The sequence below is a fragment of the Streptomyces sp. yr375 genome (genome assembly GCF_900110755.1).
GTDB lineage: Bacteria > Actinomycetota > Actinomycetes > Streptomycetales > Streptomycetaceae > Streptomyces.
In genome coordinates, this window is sequence record NZ_FOFF01000042.1 from 18,477 (window position 1) to 36,009 (window position 17,533).

At 71.5% G+C, this 17,533-nt stretch carries 28 protein-coding genes; all 28 read right to left on the reverse strand.

From position 1 onward, the window contains the following. Positions 1-2: 2 nt before the first annotated feature. The 28 genes from BMZ82_RS30215 to BMZ82_RS30345 all read right to left on the reverse strand — a co-directional run bounded on the left by BMZ82_RS30215 (position 3) and on the right by BMZ82_RS30345 (position 17,064). Positions 3-377, reverse strand: a complete 375-nt coding sequence (locus tag BMZ82_RS30215) for a hypothetical protein (protein ID WP_093780578.1) — start codon at positions 375-377, stop codon at positions 3-5. Further along, a complete protein-coding gene (locus BMZ82_RS30220) occupies positions 374-550 on the reverse strand; it encodes a hypothetical protein (RefSeq protein WP_093780579.1) in 177 nt (58 codons plus the stop codon). The genes BMZ82_RS30215 and BMZ82_RS30220 overlap by 4 nt, the downstream gene beginning before the upstream one ends. Then, positions 550-1,011 carry a hypothetical protein gene (locus BMZ82_RS30225; RefSeq protein WP_093780580.1) on the reverse strand — a complete coding sequence of 154 codons (462 nt, stop codon included), beginning with the start codon at positions 1,009-1,011 and terminating at the stop codon, positions 550-552. The genes BMZ82_RS30220 and BMZ82_RS30225 overlap by 1 nt, the downstream gene beginning before the upstream one ends. A gap of 10 nt (positions 1,012-1,021) precedes the next feature. Next, positions 1,022-1,510 (reverse strand): hypothetical protein, encoded by a 489-nt coding sequence (locus tag BMZ82_RS30230; protein WP_093780581.1) that lies wholly within the window; start codon positions 1,508-1,510, stop codon positions 1,022-1,024. Positions 1,511-1,513: 3 nt separating this feature from the next. Then, positions 1,514-2,323, reverse strand: a complete 810-nt coding sequence (locus tag BMZ82_RS30235) for an Lsr2 family DNA-binding protein (RefSeq protein ID WP_093780582.1) — start codon at positions 2,321-2,323, stop codon at positions 1,514-1,516. After that, positions 2,323-2,871, reverse strand: coding sequence for a WhiB family transcriptional regulator (locus BMZ82_RS30240; RefSeq protein ID WP_093780583.1), 549 nt, complete (start codon positions 2,869-2,871; stop codon positions 2,323-2,325). The genes BMZ82_RS30235 and BMZ82_RS30240 overlap by 1 nt, the downstream gene beginning before the upstream one ends. Further along, a complete protein-coding gene (locus tag BMZ82_RS30245; protein WP_093780584.1) occupies positions 2,868-3,329 on the reverse strand; it encodes an ASCH domain-containing protein in 462 nt (153 codons plus the stop codon). Before BMZ82_RS30245 ends, BMZ82_RS30240 begins: the two co-directional genes overlap by 4 nt. Further along, the gene (locus tag BMZ82_RS30250) at positions 3,326-4,006 is read right to left on the reverse strand and encodes a GGDEF domain-containing protein (protein WP_093780585.1); all 681 of its coding nucleotides are present in this window, start codon (positions 4,004-4,006) and stop codon (positions 3,326-3,328) included. Before BMZ82_RS30250 ends, BMZ82_RS30245 begins: the two co-directional genes overlap by 4 nt. An 89-nt stretch (positions 4,007-4,095) precedes the next feature. After that, positions 4,096-4,485 carry a hypothetical protein gene (locus tag BMZ82_RS30255; protein ID WP_256252188.1) on the reverse strand — a complete coding sequence of 130 codons (390 nt, stop codon included), beginning with the start codon at positions 4,483-4,485 and terminating at the stop codon, positions 4,096-4,098. 11 nt (positions 4,486-4,496) lie between these two features. Then, positions 4,497-4,913, reverse strand: a complete 417-nt coding sequence (locus BMZ82_RS30260; RefSeq protein WP_093780586.1) for an NUDIX domain-containing protein — start codon at positions 4,911-4,913, stop codon at positions 4,497-4,499. A gap of 86 nt (positions 4,914-4,999) precedes the next feature. Further along, positions 5,000-5,797 carry a hypothetical protein gene (locus BMZ82_RS30265; RefSeq protein ID WP_093780587.1) on the reverse strand — a complete coding sequence of 266 codons (798 nt, stop codon included), beginning with the start codon at positions 5,795-5,797 and terminating at the stop codon, positions 5,000-5,002. A gap of 40 nt (positions 5,798-5,837) precedes the next feature. Next, positions 5,838-6,404, reverse strand: coding sequence for a hypothetical protein (locus BMZ82_RS30270; protein WP_093780588.1), 567 nt, complete (start codon positions 6,402-6,404; stop codon positions 5,838-5,840). 40 nt (positions 6,405-6,444) lie between these two features. Continuing rightward, positions 6,445-6,768 carry a ParB N-terminal domain-containing protein gene (locus tag BMZ82_RS30275; protein ID WP_177244728.1) on the reverse strand — a complete coding sequence of 108 codons (324 nt, stop codon included), beginning with the start codon at positions 6,766-6,768 and terminating at the stop codon, positions 6,445-6,447. A 25-nt stretch (positions 6,769-6,793) separates the two neighbouring features. Continuing rightward, complete coding sequence (locus BMZ82_RS30280; RefSeq protein WP_093780590.1) at positions 6,794-7,360, reverse strand: hypothetical protein; 567 nt, start codon at positions 7,358-7,360, stop codon at positions 6,794-6,796. 102 nt (positions 7,361-7,462) lie between these two features. Further along, the gene (locus tag BMZ82_RS30285) at positions 7,463-8,191 is read right to left on the reverse strand and encodes a hypothetical protein (protein WP_093780591.1); all 729 of its coding nucleotides are present in this window, start codon (positions 8,189-8,191) and stop codon (positions 7,463-7,465) included. Positions 8,192-8,288: 97 nt separating this feature from the next. Continuing rightward, a complete protein-coding gene (locus tag BMZ82_RS30290) occupies positions 8,289-8,669 on the reverse strand; it encodes a hypothetical protein (RefSeq protein ID WP_093780592.1) in 381 nt (126 codons plus the stop codon). Positions 8,670-8,784: 115 nt separating this feature from the next. Continuing rightward, positions 8,785-9,357 carry a hypothetical protein gene (locus BMZ82_RS30295; RefSeq protein ID WP_093780593.1) on the reverse strand — a complete coding sequence of 191 codons (573 nt, stop codon included), beginning with the start codon at positions 9,355-9,357 and terminating at the stop codon, positions 8,785-8,787. Positions 9,358-9,360: 3 nt separating this feature from the next. Then, positions 9,361-9,492 carry a hypothetical protein gene (locus BMZ82_RS42125; protein WP_256252189.1) on the reverse strand — a complete coding sequence of 44 codons (132 nt, stop codon included), beginning with the start codon at positions 9,490-9,492 and terminating at the stop codon, positions 9,361-9,363. Continuing rightward, the gene (locus tag BMZ82_RS30300) at positions 9,489-9,953 is read right to left on the reverse strand and encodes a Pycsar system effector family protein (protein WP_093780594.1); all 465 of its coding nucleotides are present in this window, start codon (positions 9,951-9,953) and stop codon (positions 9,489-9,491) included. The genes BMZ82_RS42125 and BMZ82_RS30300 overlap by 4 nt, the downstream gene beginning before the upstream one ends. Before the next feature lie 89 nt (positions 9,954-10,042). Then, positions 10,043-10,651, reverse strand: coding sequence for a hypothetical protein (locus BMZ82_RS30305; RefSeq protein WP_093780595.1), 609 nt, complete (start codon positions 10,649-10,651; stop codon positions 10,043-10,045). A 137-nt stretch (positions 10,652-10,788) separates the two neighbouring features. Further along, the gene (locus BMZ82_RS30310; protein ID WP_093780596.1) at positions 10,789-11,229 is read right to left on the reverse strand and encodes an RRQRL motif-containing zinc-binding protein; all 441 of its coding nucleotides are present in this window, start codon (positions 11,227-11,229) and stop codon (positions 10,789-10,791) included. Next, positions 11,213-11,707 carry a hypothetical protein gene (locus BMZ82_RS30315; RefSeq protein WP_093780597.1) on the reverse strand — a complete coding sequence of 165 codons (495 nt, stop codon included), beginning with the start codon at positions 11,705-11,707 and terminating at the stop codon, positions 11,213-11,215. Before BMZ82_RS30315 ends, BMZ82_RS30310 begins: the two co-directional genes overlap by 17 nt. A gap of 146 nt (positions 11,708-11,853) precedes the next feature. Further along, positions 11,854-12,036 (reverse strand): hypothetical protein, encoded by a 183-nt coding sequence (locus tag BMZ82_RS30320; protein WP_093780598.1) that lies wholly within the window; start codon positions 12,034-12,036, stop codon positions 11,854-11,856. Beyond that, positions 12,033-13,541 carry a coiled-coil domain-containing protein gene (locus BMZ82_RS30325; RefSeq protein WP_093780599.1) on the reverse strand — a complete coding sequence of 503 codons (1,509 nt, stop codon included), beginning with the start codon at positions 13,539-13,541 and terminating at the stop codon, positions 12,033-12,035. The genes BMZ82_RS30320 and BMZ82_RS30325 overlap by 4 nt, the downstream gene beginning before the upstream one ends. Before the next feature lie 173 nt (positions 13,542-13,714). Then, positions 13,715-15,874 (reverse strand): hypothetical protein, encoded by a 2,160-nt coding sequence (locus BMZ82_RS30330; RefSeq protein ID WP_093780600.1) that lies wholly within the window; start codon positions 15,872-15,874, stop codon positions 13,715-13,717. Beyond that, entirely contained in the window at positions 15,874-16,335 is a 462-nt protein-coding gene (locus BMZ82_RS30335; protein WP_037663175.1) for a hypothetical protein, read from the reverse strand. Before BMZ82_RS30335 ends, BMZ82_RS30330 begins: the two co-directional genes overlap by 1 nt. 105 nt (positions 16,336-16,440) lie before the next feature. Continuing rightward, positions 16,441-16,647, reverse strand: coding sequence for a hypothetical protein (locus BMZ82_RS30340; RefSeq protein ID WP_143098932.1), 207 nt, complete (start codon positions 16,645-16,647; stop codon positions 16,441-16,443). A 159-nt stretch (positions 16,648-16,806) separates the two neighbouring features. Next, entirely contained in the window at positions 16,807-17,064 is a 258-nt protein-coding gene (locus BMZ82_RS30345) for a WhiB family transcriptional regulator (RefSeq protein ID WP_093780642.1), read from the reverse strand. Positions 17,065-17,533 lie beyond the last annotated feature (469 nt).

The window sequence follows — 17,533 nt, forward strand, 5'->3', positions numbered from 1 at the left end:
AGTCATGCCTCCAAGGTGAGGTCGGGGTCGATGGCCCGTCCGGCGAGGGCGTGGGTGAGGAGCCGGTACGGGTCGGTCCATGCGCCGTGGATCCGGGATCTGGCGCAGTGGAGCGTGCCGGTGAGGGCGGTCTCGGTGTCGGGGTGGATGAGGACCAGGGCGACGGGGTCGGCGTCGGGCTGCTGCCCTTCGATGGGACGCCCGCGCTCCAGGGCGCGGGCGTTGGGGGTGATCCGTACGGCGATGTCGCCGTGACCGGTCCACGGGGCCGGCCTCTGTCTGGCGGTGAGCATCGCGGTGAACTCTGCGACGGCCTTGTGGTCGCCGGGGTGGAGAGGACCGGTGCCGTGGCCGCAGCGTCGGAAGCGGGCGCTCACGCGGCGGGGCTGTCGGCGATGACGAGGAAGCTGTCGGAGCGCAGGTCCATGACGACCCGGGCGGGCTGTCCCTGGGCCTGCTGTTGGGCGGCGTACTCGTCTGCGGGCCAGGAGCCGCGGGGGCCGCCGGCGGGGAAACGCTCCAGGACGGTGCGCGGGGGCTGGTCGGACATCAGGAAGCCTCCTGGTCGGTGAAGGAGAGCTGGAGTGCGGGGCGTGCTGTGCGGGGCGTGGACGGCCGGGGCGGGGCGGGCGGCTCGATGCGTTCGAGGTCGGCGTCGGTGAGGAAGCCGAGCTGTCCGGCGGCGGCCGCGCGGGCGGCGAGGGTGATCGAGCGGGTGATCCGGTGGTGGCCGTGGTCGATGCGCAGGTGGCACAGCTGGCAGGCGGCGAGCAGGTTCTCGTCTCGCACGTCTTCGGGGGTGTGGTTGAGGTGGGCGGTGGTGAGGCCGACCACGGAGCCGGTGTCGGGGTTGATCTGCTCGTGGACGGCGGGGCAGCGGCCGCCCGGGTGCGCCAGGCCGCAGTGGCCCGTGCACTCGCAGCGGCCGCCTGCCCGCTCGAACCGGATCCGCGCGCTGATCTCGTTCCAGTCGCGCGGGTACCGGTGCAGGTTCTCGGGACGGATGGGCACAGCGGCTGTCCTACTCGCCGCCGGCGGCCTGGCGGTGCTCGAAGGCTTCGAGCAGCTCGCCCAGGTCGTTCGGCTCGGGCGCGGTGCCGACCCACGTGCCGCCCTCGGTGAACACCTCCACGTCGGTGGTGTCGGCGTCGAACCAGCAGACGTACGGGCCGTACCGCTCGATGACCGCCGTGGCGACGGCGGCCGGGTCGGACATCGGTGGCGCGGGCTCCAGCAGCTCCAGTTCGGTGACGACCAGCCCCATCGGCTCGTCCGGCGTGCGGGGCAGCCGGAGGTAGCCGGTGACGCGCAACTGGTCGCCGGGCACCATCTCGTGCAGCACCTTGTGCGCCAACGCCGGGTCGTCGACGCTGCACGGCAGGATCATCTCGTCCGTGCGCTCGTCCGTCGGGGAGACCGTGAGCCGGAACCGCGCCGTCGACCCGTGCACGTCGCCGGGCACGGTCTCTTCGTCCAGGAAGCCGTCCAGAGCTATCGGGTCGGTGTCCACGGCTCAGCTGGCCTTCCGGACCGGTGCCTCGTGGGCGGCGTCGTACGCCTCGAGGACCGCCTTGCGGACCATGCCCGCGTCGGCGACCTGGTGGCCGTTCGCTCGCGCCCAGGTCCGGATGACGGTGAGCTCCTCCCTGCTGCGCCCACTGCCCAGGCCGGAGCGGATCGGGGTGGGCGCGACCGTCGCCGCGGAGGCGGTGCCGGCCTTCACGGCGCGCAGGTCTTCCTGTGCCTTCTCCAGTTCGGCCTTGAGGCGGGTGACGCGGTCCTCGGCTTCGCGCTGTGCGTCGTCGGTGGCCCGCCGGGCGGTCAGCTCGGCAAGGTCACCGCGGACCCGGGCGGCCTTGTTCCGGATGCTGGCCGTGGGGTGGCCCTCGGCCCAGGCGAGCAGCTGCTCCACGCCGTCGGTCTCGGTGCTGTCGGCCTCGGTGGCGTCGTCGGTGGGCGTGCTGCGCGGCGGGTCGTTGGTCTCCGCAAGGGCGGTGATCTCGTCCTCGGTCAGTCCGGTGGCGTCCGTGATGGCGGCGGTGTTCGCCCCGTCGTAGTACATGGACAGCGCGGTCGCTTCGGTCACGTTGAGGGGGCGCTCGTTCATGCCGGTTTCTCCTGCGTGGTCGGGGATGAGGGGGAGCAGGGCGGTGAGGGTGTCGTCGTCGCCGGGCAGACCGACGGCGTCCAGGAGGAGGACCAGGTCCTCCTTGCCGCTCGCGTGGCGGGCGACGGTGCGGGCCGCGGCGGCCTGCTGTTCCACGGGGTTGGGGTTCAGGGGCAAGCCCTCGGCTTGGAGGGCCTCCTGCCAGTCGCCGAACATCACGCGGCCGCCTTGGTGGACAGGGCGGCCTTGAGGACCGCCATGTTCTGCGCCTGCCGGGCCGGGGTCATCGGTTCCTTCCACGGCTCGTACGGGGCGGGCCGGGTGGGGATGAGCTCCAGCTCCAGGCGGGCCATCACCTGGTCGCGGACGGGCGGCGGGGCGAGGCGGGCCGCCTCCTGCTTCTCCTGCCGCTGGCGGTCCTGTTCGGCGACCACGCCGACCCAGTCGTCCCCGAGGCGCCGTTTGAGGCCCTTGCGGAGCGTGGCCCGCTGCCGGGCGGTGGTCGCCGCCCACACGCCGGTCGGTGTCAGCTGCCTGTTGGCCAGGGCCCACTTGAGGCAGCCGGTGACGATCGGGCAGCCGGAGCAGGCGAGCTTGGCCTTGGCGAGGGCCTTTTCCCGCTCCATGCGGTCGGCGATGTCCTCGATGGCGAACAGCTTCGGGTCGTTCTGGCAGCGGGTCCGGGTGTCGGTGTGGGGGAAGGGGATCCGGTCGTCGGCCACCACGGACGGGGCGTTCGGGATGCCGGTACGCGCACCGCTCATGACGGGACCTCCGTGAGCTGTGGGGCGAGGTCGGGCAGCTGGACGAGGACCTGCTCGAAGACGGCGAGCGGGACGCGCCACGGTCCGAGCTGGCCGTCGCAGGGCACCGGCAGGGCCAGCGGGTGGACGTCGTCCAGGTCCAGGTGGAAGCAGTCGGGCTGCGCCCAGGGGCCGCACGCCTCGCCGGGGTCGGTGTGGGAGCCGGTGATGCGGACGATGCCGAGGACGGCGCTGAAGTGCAGCTCGTGGCCGCGGATCGTGCGGGCCACGAGCGGGTCGCGCAGGGCGGCCCGGTCCATGGTCTTCTGGGCTCCGGCGTGCAGCAGGCGCCAGCCCGGCGCCCAGGCGCGGGGCCGGTTCTCCACGCGCTTGTCGCCGTGCAGGATGCAGGCCGCCCAGGGCTGCTTGATGGTGATGCCGCGGATGTGGTCCGGGGCGTAGAGCGTCGGCTTCTTCACGCGGCGGCCCCGAGGGTGTCGGTGCCCGGCCGCCCGGCGCGCCGGCCGTTGATGGACGGCACCGTGGCGTGCTGCGCCCCGGCGAGGACCGGACGGCCGGTGTGCTTGCCCGCGTACATCGCGGCGTCGGCGGCCCGCTGGAGCAGGGACAGGTCCGTCGTGCCGAGGATGTCGGGGCAGGCGGCGCCGATCGAGGCGGCGACGTCGACCAGGACGCCGTCGTCGACCTCCACCGGCTGAGCGAGCAGCTGCGTGAGCTGGGCGAGACGGAGCTCGCGGCGGGCCGGGCCGATCCGGACCGCGAAGGCGAACTCGTCCCCTCCGATCCTGCCGACCGCCCCGCGGCTGCCCGCCCAGGCGGTGAGCCGCTGCGCGGTGGCGGCCAGGACGCGGTCGCCGGCGGCGTGCCCGCCGGGTCCGTCGTTGATCTGCTTGAAGTGGTCCAGGTCCACGATGCCGACCAGGGCGTGGTCGCCGTACCGGTCGGTGATCTGCCGGGCCTTGACGGTGAAACCGTCGCGTCCGAGCAGACCCGTGAGCGGGTCGCGTCGGGCGGCGGACAGCTTCCTGTGCAGGCTGACCGCGTGCACGGTCCAGCCGGTCAGCGGCACGGCGAGCGTGGTGATGAACAGGGCGCGTTGCCCGATCGGGGCCTGTACGCGCACGGTGGAGGCCATACTGGTCTCTCCCTCTCGTCTTGTACGGGATGGGTGGCCCGGGGCGGCCGACTGGTTTTCCGGCCTTTGGCGGCCGTCCCGGGGCGGATTCAGAACGTGCGGCGCGTGCCGAACAGGCCGTGGGGGTTCACCCAGGGAGTGGCCGTCGCCTTGTTCCAGTCGAGGTCCCAGTCGGGCCGCAGCCCCCGGGCACCCCAACCGCTGACGAACTCGTGCGGGATCTCCTGTCCGGCCTGGTGCAGCAGCCGCGCCTTGTCGTGTGCGTCGTGCGCGGCGTTGCGGGCAGCGAGGGGGTCGTCGGCCAGGCCGACGAAGATGTGGATGCGCTGCCCTGGCTGGTCGTTGTGCTTGGTCGGGACGTCAACTTCGAAGTAGCGAAGCGGCATGACGCCCATCTCCTTCCATTGCTGGTCGTGGCGGAACACCGCGACCGCCCCGGCCGGGAAGGCCGGGGCGGCACGGAGGAACGCCGCGTCCACGCGGGGCAAGGTCAGCGCTTCGCGGCCTCCGCGACGATCTCGGCGTGGTCGAACGCGAGGTCCGGGAGCGCGTCCAGGGGCCACCAGCGGGCGGCGGTGGCGTCGTCCCCGGCCGTCGGCTGGACCAGCGTGGTCAGGGTGGCGGTGTAGGCGACGCTGACGTACCGGCCGCGCGGGTCACGGTCGGGGGCGTCGTAGGCGCCCACCTGCCGCAGGTCGGCGGCGGGAACGCTGATGCCGGTCTCTTGCTCCAGCTCGCGCGACCCGGCGGCCAGGCTGGTCTCTCCCCTGTCCACGTGGCCGCCGGGCAGGGCCCACCGTCCCTTGAACGGGTCCCAGCCCCGCTCGATCAGCAGGACGTGGCCGGCGGCGAGCAGGACGACGTCGGCGGTGTAGCGGATCGTCTCGTCGGTGGTGTCGGTGATCACCAGATGTCTCCTGGTCTCGAAGAGGATGAAGCAGGCCGCCCCGGCCGGTGGGCCGGGGCGGCACGGAGGAACGCTCGGGGAGGCGGTCAGGCCGGGACGGAGGCCGGGGTGTCGAGTCCGGCTCCGAGCAGCAGGGCGCGGACCGACTGCTCGTACTCGCCGTTGCGGATCCGGTCGAACATGAGCTGACCGGCGACCAGGCAGCGGGCCCGCAGCTGGATCCTGGCGACGGCGTACGGCTCGGCTCCGGCGTCGGTCGCGGCCTGCGCGGCGGCGTCTGCGGCGAGCTGGTTGGCCGTGGCAAGGCCGGCCGAACGGCGGGAGTACCGGGCCCGCCAGTGCACCCAGTCGGTCAGGGCGCGGGTGTCGTCCACCCGCTCCTCCCACTTGGCGTAGGTGCGGCGGGTGCCCTCGGGGTCGGCGGCCCACTCTTCGGCCCACTGCCGAGCGAGGTCGGGCAGCTGCGCGAGGACCGCCAGCACCTGCATGCCGCGGTGCCCGAACGCACGCCACGCCTCGGTCTCCCTGACGACGCGGATCTGGTGGGACATCAGCCAGTACGGGGCGAAGTCTTCACCCCAGTTGCCGGTCTCACCGAGCGGCTCGACCTCCCACAGCCGCACCGGCCAGCGCTCCTCGAGGCGCTCCAGGATCTCGCCGGGCCGGGTGTACATGTGGAAGTACGAGAACGGCTTGTCGGTGTACCACTTCTGCCCGGGGCTGGGGTGGTCGATGGTCTCGCCGATGTGGTTGGCGAGGTTGACGGTCGGGATGGTCTCGCCCAGGTTGCTGTAGTAGCGGGCGAGGTGCTCGCAGGTGGGCGGGACGGTGCCGTCGGGCCGGGTCGCCATGTAGTGGACGACGGGCCGGGCGCTGCGTGCCATGGGGTTCCTCCAGGTCGGGAACGTGCAGGTGGCGGTCGGGTCAGCGGCGGGGGTTCTTGTGGCCGCGCAGCTCGTCCACGCGGGTCGCGGTGTGCGCGAGGCCCTGGGCGAGGGTGGCGAGGCGCTGGGCGTCGTCGCCGACGGGCTGGGACCAGATGAGGCCGGCGGCGAAGTAGGTGGCGTGCGCGGCGAGCTCCTGCGCCTGCTTGGCCAGGTTCTCCCGCTCCGCTCCCAGCGGGTCGTGGTGAGCGGTCCGTTCGGGAAGCGGCTGTTCGACCAGGCGCTCCAGGATGAGGGCGAGGGCGTCGGCGATGGCGTCCAGGTCGCCTTCGGCGAGCCAGGCGTCGATGGTGTCGTGGCCGGTGAGGTCGGGGGTGTACTTCGCGTACCGGCGGCGGCCGAAGTCGTCGGTGTCGGCCGGGGCCAGGACGAAGACCAGCCGGGCGTTCTTGCGCTCCGGGTAGAGCGTGAGTTCGCGGTCGGCGGTCTCGTTGGTGAGTACCAGGGGCCACTCGGGGGCGGCGGGCGGCGTCCACTCGGTGCCGAGGATGCCGGTGACGACGGTCATGAGGCGGTCGGCCGGGATCGCGGTGAGGGTGCGGGGCAACGGGTCCTCCGTGCGGTGGGTGAAGGGGACCGAGCTGCGGTCAGCGCTCCAGCAGCTCGTAGGGGAAGGGCTCGTGCTCGATGTGGACGCCGTACCGGATCCAGTGCCAGTGGAAGGGGAACCGGGGCAGCTCCAGCTCGAGGACGGCGATGGCGCGGTGGTGTCCGTCGGACACGTAGATGTCGCGCCACCGCTCGTTGATGCACAGGAGGATCGGCTTTTCGAGGCCGTCCTCCTCGATGGACGCCTTGAGCTCGTCGACCTTCTGCCGGTCCTTGCCCTGGGCGAACTGGCGGCGGCAGTCGGCCCATCGCCGGAAGTCGGTGGGCATGATCTGCCGGTCGTTGAGCAGCGACGTCCTCATGCGTCCGCGGTACTTCATGCCTGGCTCACAGGCGGCGGGCGAGGTCCGTGGTGATGCGTTCGGCTTCGGCTCCGTCGGCGAGGATCTGCGCCTTGAGCTTGTTCGCCTGCCGCTTGCTGAGCGGCGCCACGTTCATCTCGTGGCGGACCCAGGCGACGCGGTTCTCCCGGGCGCCGGAGCGGATGAGCTGGTCGACCTCGACGAAGCCGCGGAGCAGGCTCAGCCTGAGCTGCTTGGGGTCGCGCATCTTCGGGGCGCTGAGCAGCATCCACATCGCGCCCTTGGGGGCGATCACGGTGGCGACGCGGAAGTCATTGGGCTTGCCGATGATGGCCTGCTGGACGCCCGTCTTCCAGACGTTCTCCGGGACGCCGGCGGCCTCGCCCTGTGCCTCGTTGGCGAGGGAGAGCAGCAGGCGCGGCTTGGTCAGGATGATCGTGACCGCGCCCAGCGGGCGGCGTCCGAAGTGGTCGTGGACCAGGTTGCGGACGGTCGGCGCGTACGAGGTGACGCGCTGTTCGGCGGTGCGGGAGACGAACGCGCCGTAGCGCAGCACGCTGAGCTGGGAGGGCTTGTTCTTGGTCCCGGGCATGGTCGCGGTCCTCTCGGTGGTGACGGCTGGGGATCAGGGGGTGGGCTGATTGGCCACCGCACCGCCCCGGCCGGGAAGGGCCGGGGCGGAACGGGCAGTCCGTCAGACCGCGTGGATGCCGGTGAGGTCGTCGTCCAGGACGTCGTCCTTGTCACCGTCGACGCCGACGTCGACGTCGACGTCGATGTCGACGTCGGCGGTCACCGGGTCGGCGGGAAGGCCGGCGGCGCGGGCGGCGAGGTGGTGGCGGATCTGCTCCAGGCCGGTGATGGCCACCGGCTTGTCGCCGTCGCCGGTCAGCAGCGTGAAGAGCGGATCGCCGTAGCCGTACTTGTCCTTCTCGCTGCGGTGGTGGAGCCAGACGCCGGGGGCGAGGTAGAAGCTGGCCTCCCCGTCCTCGTAGCCGCGCCACCGATCCACGTCCCGCAGGAAGTTGTCGCCGTGGTCGATACGGATCGAGGCGCTGGCGGCGCGGTTGGCAGCGTCGTCCTCGGTCGCCGTGGCGACCTGTGCGAGGGCCTGGTCCAGGGTGTCCGCCGGGGCCGGGGCCGATCCGCGGCCGGTGCTTGCGCCCGCCGTGCTGCGGCTCTTGTACATCAGCCGGCGCATCGGGGCGAGGACGAGTTCGGCGAGCCCGTCGATGGCGACGGCACCGACGACGGCGACCGCTCCGGCGAACGCGATGCGGACCCCGTCGGTCCAGGAGGCGGGGGCGAGCTCGTAGCCGAGGTAGGCGCCGGCCGCGCCGCCGATCAGCGCGGACGCCATGCTGGCGCCTTCGATCATCGAGCTGGCGACGGTGGTAGCCGTCTGGCGCAGGGTTGCGGTCATGATGATGGAGCTCCTTCTTCTTCTCGATGCGCTCTGGGAGGGGGAGGGGTACTGCTCCGGGGCGGCCGGGTTCGATGCCTGCGGCCGCCCCGGGCGTTCAGCTGGCCGCGTGGGCGGCGGCGGTGGTGCGGACGGTGTCCGCGAGCAGCACGGTCAGCTCGTGACCGTGGTCGACGACGTCCTCCAGGCGCTCGATGAGCTCCGGGGGCAGGCCGTTGTTGCGGGCGCCGGTCAGGACGCCCTCGAGGTAGAGGACGTCGGCGAGGACGCGGCCGCGGGCGTCCAGGACGCCGGGCTGCACGGCGAGGACGTCGGTGTTCTTGGCGGTCGCCAGGGCCGCGTGGTCGCCGGCCTTGGCGTACGCGGTCTCGGTCTGCTCGGTGAGCAGCGCGTCGACCTGCGTGGTGTGGCCGTAGGCGCGGCGCCATCCGAAGCGGGCGGCGGCGGCTTCCATGAGGGAGCGGCGGGCGAGGGACACGGTGACCTCCAGGGGAGGGCCGGTCGTCCGGTCTCGGCTGACCGGGCGGACACCGCACCGGCCCCGCCGCACCCGCCCGGGGGCGGTGCGGCGGGGCCGTACGGAGAGCGTCCGGTCAGCGCTTGGGGAAGCGGAGGATCGTGAACTCGGTGCCGGTGCCGTAGGTGCGCGGCTTGGCGGTCAGGATCTCCGGCTTCTCGTCCGCGAGGCGCTGCAGTTCCTCCTCGATCCAGGCGGTGGAGCGCTGAAGGGCGAGGCGGTCCAGGTGGAAGGCGGTGAGGTGGACCGTGACGTCGTGGTCGGAGCGGCGCTCGCGGTGCAGGCGCCGCCCCACGATCTCGCGGGCGGTGGCGTCGTCGGGACGGGGCGGCAGGTCCCGGGGCAGCGCCCGGCACTGCGCGGCGTGGGCGTTGGCGATCTCCCCGGCGGTCTGCTCGGAGGAGATGTAGTGGTCGCCGCCCTTGGAGCGGGTGAGGTACGTGCAGCCCAGGCAACCGACCGCGTAGTAGACGCCGTTGACCCCGGCTTCGGCGGTGTAGACGAGGACGACGGCACCGGCCAGTCCGAGGAAGCGCTGGGAGACGATCACGCCCTCGGGCTTCCAGGTCTCGCCGATCTCCGGCCACGGCTCCGGGGCGAACTCCGGCTCGGTGGCGGTGCGGGTGCGGGAGAAGAGGGGGAGTGCCATGGGTTACTGCTCCTTCTGGTCGGCCTGGGCGTGGATGCGGGCGACGGTGCGGCGGGCGGCGGCGATCACGAACGGGGCGGCGAGCGCGCCGGCGATGCTGGCGTAGCTGATGAAGAAGCTGGCGGCGGTGCTCACACCAGCACCCCGGTCGCGGCGAGGGTCAGCAGGGCGAGCGCGGCGAGGATGACGTCGACCGCGAGGGCCAGGCGCTGGAACTTGCCGACCGCAAGGAGCGACAGCGCCTTGACGCGGGCGGGGCGGGTGTCCTCGCCCATCACCTCCTGGAGTTCGCTCTCCTCCATCTGCGCCCAGCGCGGAAGGCCCTCGCGGACGACGCGGCCACCGCCCAGGTTGGGCCTGACGACCAGGAGGAGTAAGACGGCGGCGACGGCCAGGGCGAGTACGGCCAGGCCGCCGGTGGCCTTCGTGAACAGCGGCAGGTCCTTGTCGGCGACGCTGGCCAGACCGGCCATGACCGCGCCGTCGAAGGCGAGCAACAGCGACGCCTTGCTGTCCGTACGCCCAATCTCGTGGGTGACCGAGGCGCAGGCGGCGTCCAGGTTCTTGTCGGTGGTGAAGACAGGGGCGGTGGTCACGTGCGACTCCCATCCGGGCCGGGCTGTCCGACTCCCCGTCACCACCCGGCCCGCGGTGTGCGGGGCGGGTGGATCAGGCAGCCGTCAGATCAGCGAGCCGGATGGTTGTGGTTGTGGTTGTGGTTGTGCAGGTGGATCAGCGGGCGGAGGGACAGGCCGCGCAGGGCGAAGAGGCTGCCGATCGTCCAGGCCAGGACCGCGAGGGCGGCGGCGACGGGGCGGCCGGCGACGGGAGCGGCGTCCCACACCATGAGGACCGAGCAGGCCCCGTGTGCCGTCCAGGTCAGCCGGGCACCGACGGCGCCGGTGAACCAGGACAGCACCAGCGAGGCGGCTCCGACGCCCAGCCAGATGTTGAACGCGCTGGTCGCCGTCAGCGGCAGGCCGACCGTGTGCGCGCTCAGGTAGGCGTGGACGGGGTCGGCGACGGTGGCGGTCCACTGCGTGAACCACGCCCAGTCCTGGTGGTGATACCAGTCGATGCCCTTGGGGATGCCCCACTTGAGGACCAGCAGCAGGGCGACCATGCCGACGACGCCGAAAGCGGCGATGGCGCCGGGCGGGATGTCATCGGCGGCCTTGATCGGGCGCGGCCGGGGCGGGGCCGGCCGCCGGGGCGGCGGGATGCGCTGGCTGTCGTCGATGGTGTCCAGCGGCGGGACGGCGGGGCCGGGCTCGTGCTTGTCGGGCTCGCTCACCGGGTTCTCCTTCACGGTGGTCGACAGCTGCGGGATGAGGTGGTGCTGTACGTGGGCGGGCCGGGCTCACCGACTCCCCTTCACCACCCGCCCGTCGGGCGGGTGGATCAGGCAACCGGCAGACGCGGTGCGGGGGTTCAGGCCGCAGCGGCGAGGTGCTCGCCGGGCGGGCGCATGTAGCTGCCGGGCGCGGCCGGGGTGCCGTCGTAGCACTCCAAGCAGGACCCGAGGGTTTTGAGAGGGAGGCAGTGGTAGTACCGCCTCGAGCACGAGGGGCATGTCTGCCTCTTCGCCATCGCCTTGTCGAGCGCGACCTCTTTGGCGAAGGTCATCGGCCGTATCGGCTTGGCCTTGTCGATCTCGTACAGCCACGCCTTGCGCTTGCCGCCCCGGCATTCGATGACGGCGACCGGGTCCTGGCCGCCGGGCCGTAACCGTCGCTCCCTGAGCTGCCGCCGGGTGGCGAGCCCTTTCGGTGCCTGCCTCCAGCGGTAGACGGGGAGCGTGCCGGACTCGGTGGCGTAGACGTCGACGTCCCGGACGGCCGGCGGGGACGCAGGTTCAGCGGCGGCGGCCACGGTTGTGCCCGCGGCCGGTGTGGACCTGGACCTTGGCGCGGCCGCGGGCGTTGACGTTGATCGACCGGCCACTGCCGGGGCCGGTCGCCAGCATCTTGATGAGGACGAAGCCGCCCACGACGACGACGCCCAGGAGCACGAGCGCCTTGACGAGCTCCATCAGGGCGGCGGCCAGGAAGTAGATGCCGACGCCGCCGACACCGAGGATGAACGCCACCAGCGCGGCCTTCACCAGGAGCGGGGAGACGTAGGGCTGCGGGGCCGGGGCGGGCGGCGCGGTGTAGTAGGCGACGTGCTGGCCGTTCGGGCCGGGCACCATGACGACGCCGTCGATGCCAGCGGTCGGCGGATAGACGACCGTGTTCTGGGGGAGCGGGACGACGTGCTGGCCGTACGCGGCGGCGGGCGGCTGCCCGTACTGAGGCGGCAGCGGCTCGGGGTAGTAGGTGGGCTGGGGCTGCTCGCCGTAAGACGGCATGATGGGTCCTCTCCTCGTTGGGGAGCTCGGGCGGTGTCATTTGGCGTGAGATTCGCCCGGGGAGGCTTCGGCCTCTTCACCGGCCCCCGAGGTGGCTTCAACATCTCGGGGGTCAGTGGAGCCGTCGAAGCTCGGTGGGTGCGGCGTCAGTCGGTGAGCTGGCGCCACCGCGTGGGCAGCAGCTCGTCGCGACGGAGCAGGATCGTCGGCGGGTGCCCGGGGCCGGCCTTGGGGAGCAGGGCGACCGGCTCGGTGCCCAGGTGGGTGAAGTCGAACTCGAAGTCCGTGTCCACGGTGTCCTCTTCCTCTTCTTCCGGCCGGTGGGTCATGCCGCACCGGCGCTGTCGCTGTCGTCGTCCTCGAAGACGTCCAGGGCGTCGGCGATGACCGACTCCTCGAATCCGTCCTCTTCCGCGAGGCGCTTCTTCGCGGCGCGGACGCGGTCTCCGACCCACGTCTCGCCCTTGCCGTACTGGTTTCCGAGGCGCTCCAGGTCCGGCGCGATGCCGGACAGCGAGCACTTCGCGATGTACCGCTCGGCTTCATCCCGCTGCTTCTCGCGCACTTCGCGAGGGATCCGACCGCCGTTTTCCGAGGCGGTCAGGGCGGGCACCGCGCTGAGCGCGGCCCCACTTTCCGAGGCGCGGCCGGAAGAAATCGAGGTGCGGACGACTGCACTTTCCGAGATTCCGCGAGCCTTGGCGGCGGCCCGCTCCAGGGCGCGCTGCCGCTTGATCTTCTCGGCTTCCTCCAGGGCGCGGGCCTCAGCCTCAGCCTTGATCCGCTCAGCCTCCGCAGCGGCTTCCGCCTCCTTGCGGAGCGCCTCTGCCTGGGCTTCGGCTTCCTTGCGCAGCGCCTCTGCCTGGGCTTCTGCCCTGACGATCTCCGCCTGGCGGGTGGCCTCACGGTCCCGTTCGTCCTGCTCCCGCTCCCACTGCTCGCGGCGGCGGCGGTCCTCGATCTCAGCCTCGGCCTTGAGACGCGTCGCCTCGATTTCTGCGGTGCGCTCAGTCAGTGCGAGCCGCTCGCGTTCCGCCTCGATTTCCTCGCGGCGGGCGCGTGAGGCTGCCTCGATTTCTGCCTGCCGCCGCTCGTTTTCCAGCCTCGCGTTCTCCTCGCGTTCGCGCTGGGCGGCCTCGCGTTCTTCGCGGGAACGCTTCGCGGCGGCCTCGCGTTCTGCCTCCTCGCGCTCGGCTGCCTCCTCGCGTTCTTCCTTCTCGCGGGCTCGCTTTTCGGCGGTCTCGCGTTCCACGACCTTCGCACTCTCGAACCGCGCGATGATCGCGGTCAGTTCGCCGCGCCTCCTGGTCGCGTACTTGCGGTAGCCGGTGGCGGCTTCCGCGAGCAGGATCAGCAGCGCCGGGGCCACGGAGTGGAGCAGGATTCCGCCGGCGTCCGGCTTCTGCGGGACGAAGTGGAAGTGCCCGTCCGGGTAGAGCGACGTCCAGCAGTTCATCACCCAGGTCGACAGGCCGGCGGTCCAGCGCAGCAGGAACGGCCAGCCGCCGGGCTTGTAGTCACCGCCGTGCTCTGCGAGGACACCGTCGACGTACAGGACGGTGATCAGGGCGAGGCTGGCCAGCGGGTCCAGCATCCAGGCGATGTACCAGGGGATCTGGTGGGAGATCCCGAACAGGGTCACATTCACACAAGTGAAGATCAAAGCGCCGCCCCCGAGGGTGAGCAGCGCCTTGGTGACCATGGCCAGGACCTCGTCCAGCTTGGCGATGGACTTCTTGGCCTTGGCGGCGTCGTCCGCGCTGACGGGCGGGGGTGGCGCGGAGGTTTTGGGCGGCCCGGCCTGCTTCGGCCGGGGCACGGTCGGGGCGCTCATTCTGACTACCTTCCGTAGTGTGTGGGGGTGTTCGGGGAGGTGTTCGCAGCAGGTGTTCGCTTGGTTTAAAACGGGATGTTCGCGACTTTTAGGCGCGGTGTGCGCCCAGATCCCTTAGGGAGGGAGGGGTGCGAACTGTTCGCCGGTCACGAACAGTTCGCACCCCACATCCATTACTTTCCGCCACCATCAGCGAGAGGGGAGCGGATCAGGTCGTACGATCCGTAACCGTCCTCGGACTCGTCCTTGGCGATGACGCCGTCCTCCAGGAGCTCCGCCCTGAGCCGGTTCCACCAGGACCGCTGACCGGCCAGGTCGACCCGCATCCACAGGTCGCTCAGCTCCTTGGGCTCAAAGCTGTCTTTGCCTTCGCGCACCCAGGAATCAAGGCGAGCAAAGATGGCGGCCCGCGTGTCCTCAGCGCTCATCCGGTCGCTGTCCGGCACCAAGCCGGGCAGCTGGAAGACCGGGGCGTCGTCGGCCGGGGCCTCGATCTCGGTCTCGACGCTGAGGTGGTCGTACGCGCCGGGCTCGGGGTCGGCGGCCAGGATCTGCCGCAGTTCCTCGTCCAAGTCCTCGGTCTCCTTCGCGAGCAGCTCCGGGTCGATCTCGATCTCCACGTCCTCGTCCTCCTCGTCCTCGCCAGCGTCGGCGTCGTACTCGGAGGCCGGGTCCGCCGCCGGGGCGGCGGGGGCGGCCGGCTGCTGGGGGAAGGCGCCGGCTCCGTCGGCGTCGCCCTCCAGGAGCGGGGTGGTGTAGAACGTGCGGTTCGTCCACAGCGCGCCGAACGCGTTCGCGGTCGTCTCGTCCATGGGGGTGCGCACGTTCATGCCCGCGGTGACGGCGGCCGCCAGGGTGGGGCGGTCGGCGTTGTAGGTGCGGGCGGTCACCGCCCAGCGGTCTTCGGCGATACCCATCCCGGCCGCGTACAGGTAGCCGGGCTTCCTGTTCGCCCAGCCGGGGAAGGCGCCGGCGTCGATCGCCTCGGGCGGCAGGACGTACTGGGCTTCCGCCCCGTCGGACAGGCCGTAGGCCATACCGGCGGGGTGGTTGGAGCGCGCCGTGGTGTCCATCTGGTCGTGCGTGGCGCGCTGGATGGAGGAGAGGAACCAGCCGCCGGTGGAGCGCAGGGTGCGCAGCACCTTGCTGTACGCCTCACCGTCGGCGAAGTCGGCGGCCTCCTCACCGATGATCAGCAGGAAGTTCAGGCCGCAGCCCGGCTTCCACTTGGCCAGGCCCTTGGCCGCGAGGTACTCGCCGCGGGCCTTGATGACCGTGTGCATCTGCTTGAAGAACCGGCGGGCGTCCTTCTCGTTGGTGATCACCATGTCGGCGGCGTGCCGGACGTGCCCGTAGTCCTGCATGAACTTCGAGCAGTTGATGACGATGACGGACACCTCGGTGCGGGTGGCGGCCTCGGTCACGATGATCGAGTTGCCGACCGTCTTGCCCGCGCCGTTGACGCCCTGGGCGACGCAGTGCTCGACGTTCTCGCCGCCCTTGACCTCCTGCGGGTCGTTGAGGATGCCGGGCAGGTTGAGCTTGAGCGTCTCGCCGTCCTCGTACCGTCCGAGGTTGATCGGCATGTCGCCGAACCCGGCGCCGAACGCGCTCGGGCCGGGCCAGGCGAAGCCCTCCTTGAGGAGGTCGGCGACCTGGACCCGCATGGTGATCAGCGAGGCGTCGTCGTCGTCGACGGTGTGGGTGATGCGGCCGTTGCCGAGCTTGAGCGCGGAGGTCATGGCGGGGATACGGCGGGCGAACTCGTCCGCCGTAGCCCCGTCCTTCGCCTCGATCTTGGCGACGACCGTGCCCTTGCCGTTGGACTGGGCTTCCTTCAACTCGTGCTTGGCCAGGCCGATCTCGGATTCGAGCTTGGCCCACTTGCCGCCGGCCTTCTCACCCGAACCCTTCTTGTACAGCGCCGACCAGAGGTGGTTGGCGATGCACAGGCCGGACCCGGCGAGCATCCAGGCGCCCATCGTGGCGCCGGACTCCAGGCCCACCACGGTGCCCAGGGTGACCCCGGCCGTGGTGGCGACGGCGTTGACCTGGTGGAGGTAGCGCACGTCCCTGTCGCGCTTGGCCTTGTGGTCCATGTGGTTGATGAACTTGGCCAGGGCCGCGCCGGTGCCGGCCAGACCGAGCGCGGCGAGCGCCAGGGAGGCCGGGGTGGTGGCGAGCAGCACGTGGGCGGTCTCAGCGACCAGGCAGCCGCCGATGTTGATGCCCCACGGCCCGCCGTAGGTGACCCATGCCTTCCTCGAGGACTCCTGCTCCTCTTCGGTACGGGTGTCGATCTTCTTCGCTCGTGCGGAGATACGGCGTGCCATCACGCTGCCCTTCCGGCCTCGCCCGGACGCCCGGCGGCGCCCTTGGGCTTGTCACCGATGGAGAATCCGGGCTTCTTCGAGCCCTTGCCCTCGCGCGCCTTCCGCTCAGCCTCGATCTCGGGCTGGATGAAGTGCTTGACGAAGGACGCGTACATCTTGACGCCGCTCAGTCCGAGGACCTTCGCGGCGGACGCGCCGCCCTTGAGGTGGGCGGACACCAGCTTCGCGCGGATCTTGGACTGGGCCCCGAACGTCCACCATTTGCCCTTGTACTGGGCGAGGATGGCGCCGACCATGTCCGCGTCCATGCCGATCCGCATGTGGAGCTCCAGGCCGATGGCCCGCAGGATCCGGGCGTACTGGTAGAGGTCGCGGTCGCTCGTGAACTCGATCTTCTCCAGCTGCTTGATGAGCTCCGAGAGGTTCGAGCCGAGCTTCTCGCCGCTGTCGCTGTCGCTCATGTCGGGGTGGGTTCCTTCCGGTGAGGGGGTGGTGCGGGGTCGGGGGCTGTCACCTCCCCGCGGGCCCGCACCTCGCGGTGCGGAGCCACGGGCAAGCGGCAGGAGTCACTTGCTGGAGGCGGTGCTGTCGTTGGCGCTGGAGATCGCGGCGCCGATGCCGGTGCCGATGCCGTCGATCGCGTTCGCGAGCGGCGACGTCGCCAGGGCGTAGCCGCACACGAGCGCGGCGATCAGGACGCCCGCTCGCATGTCGGAGCGCCAGAACAGGTAGGTGAAGCCACCGGCGAGCAGGAAGAGGGGCAGTGCAATCACGAGGTCCTCCAAGGACGGGGAGTCGGGGAAGTGCTCTCCAGCCGCGAGGGCCGAACAGAGCTGGGGAAGCAGGTGCTCCTTCGCTCTCCACCGCCACCGGGCCGCAGGGGCGGGCCGGTGGCGACTGGGCAACGCAGGAAGCGGGGCGGGCTCTTGGTGTCAGGCAGCGGAGCGGGCCCGGTTGCGGGCTGCGCGGCGCTTGAGCGCCCGCCGCTCGTCCTCGGAGAGCCCGCCCCAGACGCCGTCGTGCTGGCCGGTCTCCAGCGCCCACCGGAGGCACTGCTCGATGACCGGGCACCGGCGGTGGCAGACGGCCTTGGCCTCCTCGATCTGCAGGAGCGCCGGTCCGGTGTTGCCGATGGGGAAGAACAGCTCCGGATCCTCTTCGCGGCACGAGGCCTGATGGCGCCAGTCCACGGCGGTCACTTCCCGCCGCGGGCCCGGCGCAGGGCCTCTTCGATGATCGGGTCCGTGGTTTCGTCGTTCCGTGCGACGCTGTGAGCGTTCAACAGGGCCTCCATCCAGGTCCTGGACAGCCCCAGGGGTCCGATCCCTGGGGCTGTCGCGGTTGGTAGAGCGGGCGTCCACCGCGCTCTCCACCGCCCACCGACCGACCCGAAGACCGGGCGGCGGGCGACTGGGCAGCGCGGGGCTGCTGGTTCAAAGGGGCGCGGTAGCGCGCCGGTCGCCTTCTGCAGGCGGTGCCGGGTCGGTTCCCGGTGCGTCATGTCGAGCTGTGACACGCGCCGTGGTTGGTACGGCGCCTCAGCTGCGGCTTCACTCCACCGGATTGGTGGGTGCGACGGGCAAGGTCGGGCCGCGGGGACAAGGCTTCACCCGGCTTGTCTCGGGGGCGATCTGTCTCATCTCGCCACATGCTTTGGGG

Bases quoted from the DNA above. Each gene is read 5' to 3' on its own strand.
- BMZ82_RS30220 (WP_093780579.1), bottom strand. From the start codon at position 550: ATGTCCGACCAGCCCCCGCGCACCGTCCTGGAGCGTTTCCCCGCCGGC.
- BMZ82_RS30235 (WP_093780582.1), bottom strand. From the start codon at position 2,323: ATGTTCGGCGACTGGCAGGAGGCCCTCCAAGCCGAGGGCTTGCCCCTG.
- BMZ82_RS30240 (WP_093780583.1), bottom strand. From the start codon at position 2,871: ATGAGCGGTGCGCGTACCGGCATCCCGAACGCCCCGTCCGTGGTGGCC.
- BMZ82_RS30250 (WP_093780585.1), bottom strand. From the start codon at position 4,006: ATGGCCTCCACCGTGCGCGTACAGGCCCCGATCGGGCAACGCGCCCTG.
- BMZ82_RS30265 (WP_093780587.1), bottom strand. From the start codon at position 5,797: ATGGCACGCAGCGCCCGGCCCGTCGTCCACTACATGGCGACCCGGCCC.
- BMZ82_RS30275 (WP_177244728.1), bottom strand. From the start codon at position 6,768: ATGAGGACGTCGCTGCTCAACGACCGGCAGATCATGCCCACCGACTTC.
- BMZ82_RS30280 (WP_093780590.1), bottom strand. From the start codon at position 7,360: ATGCCCGGGACCAAGAACAAGCCCTCCCAGCTCAGCGTGCTGCGCTAC.
- BMZ82_RS30285 (WP_093780591.1), bottom strand. From the start codon at position 8,191: ATGACCGCAACCCTGCGCCAGACGGCTACCACCGTCGCCAGCTCGATG.
- BMZ82_RS30295 (WP_093780593.1), bottom strand. From the start codon at position 9,357: ATGGCACTCCCCCTCTTCTCCCGCACCCGCACCGCCACCGAGCCGGAG.
- BMZ82_RS30315 (WP_093780597.1), bottom strand. From the start codon at position 11,707: ATGCCGTCTTACGGCGAGCAGCCCCAGCCCACCTACTACCCCGAGCCG.
- BMZ82_RS30320 (WP_093780598.1), bottom strand. From the start codon at position 12,036: ATGACCCACCGGCCGGAAGAAGAGGAAGAGGACACCGTGGACACGGAC.
- BMZ82_RS30325 (WP_093780599.1), bottom strand. From the start codon at position 13,541: ATGAGCGCCCCGACCGTGCCCCGGCCGAAGCAGGCCGGGCCGCCCAAA.
- BMZ82_RS30330 (WP_093780600.1), bottom strand. From the start codon at position 15,874: ATGGCACGCCGTATCTCCGCACGAGCGAAGAAGATCGACACCCGTACC.
- BMZ82_RS30335 (WP_037663175.1), bottom strand. From the start codon at position 16,335: ATGAGCGACAGCGACAGCGGCGAGAAGCTCGGCTCGAACCTCTCGGAG.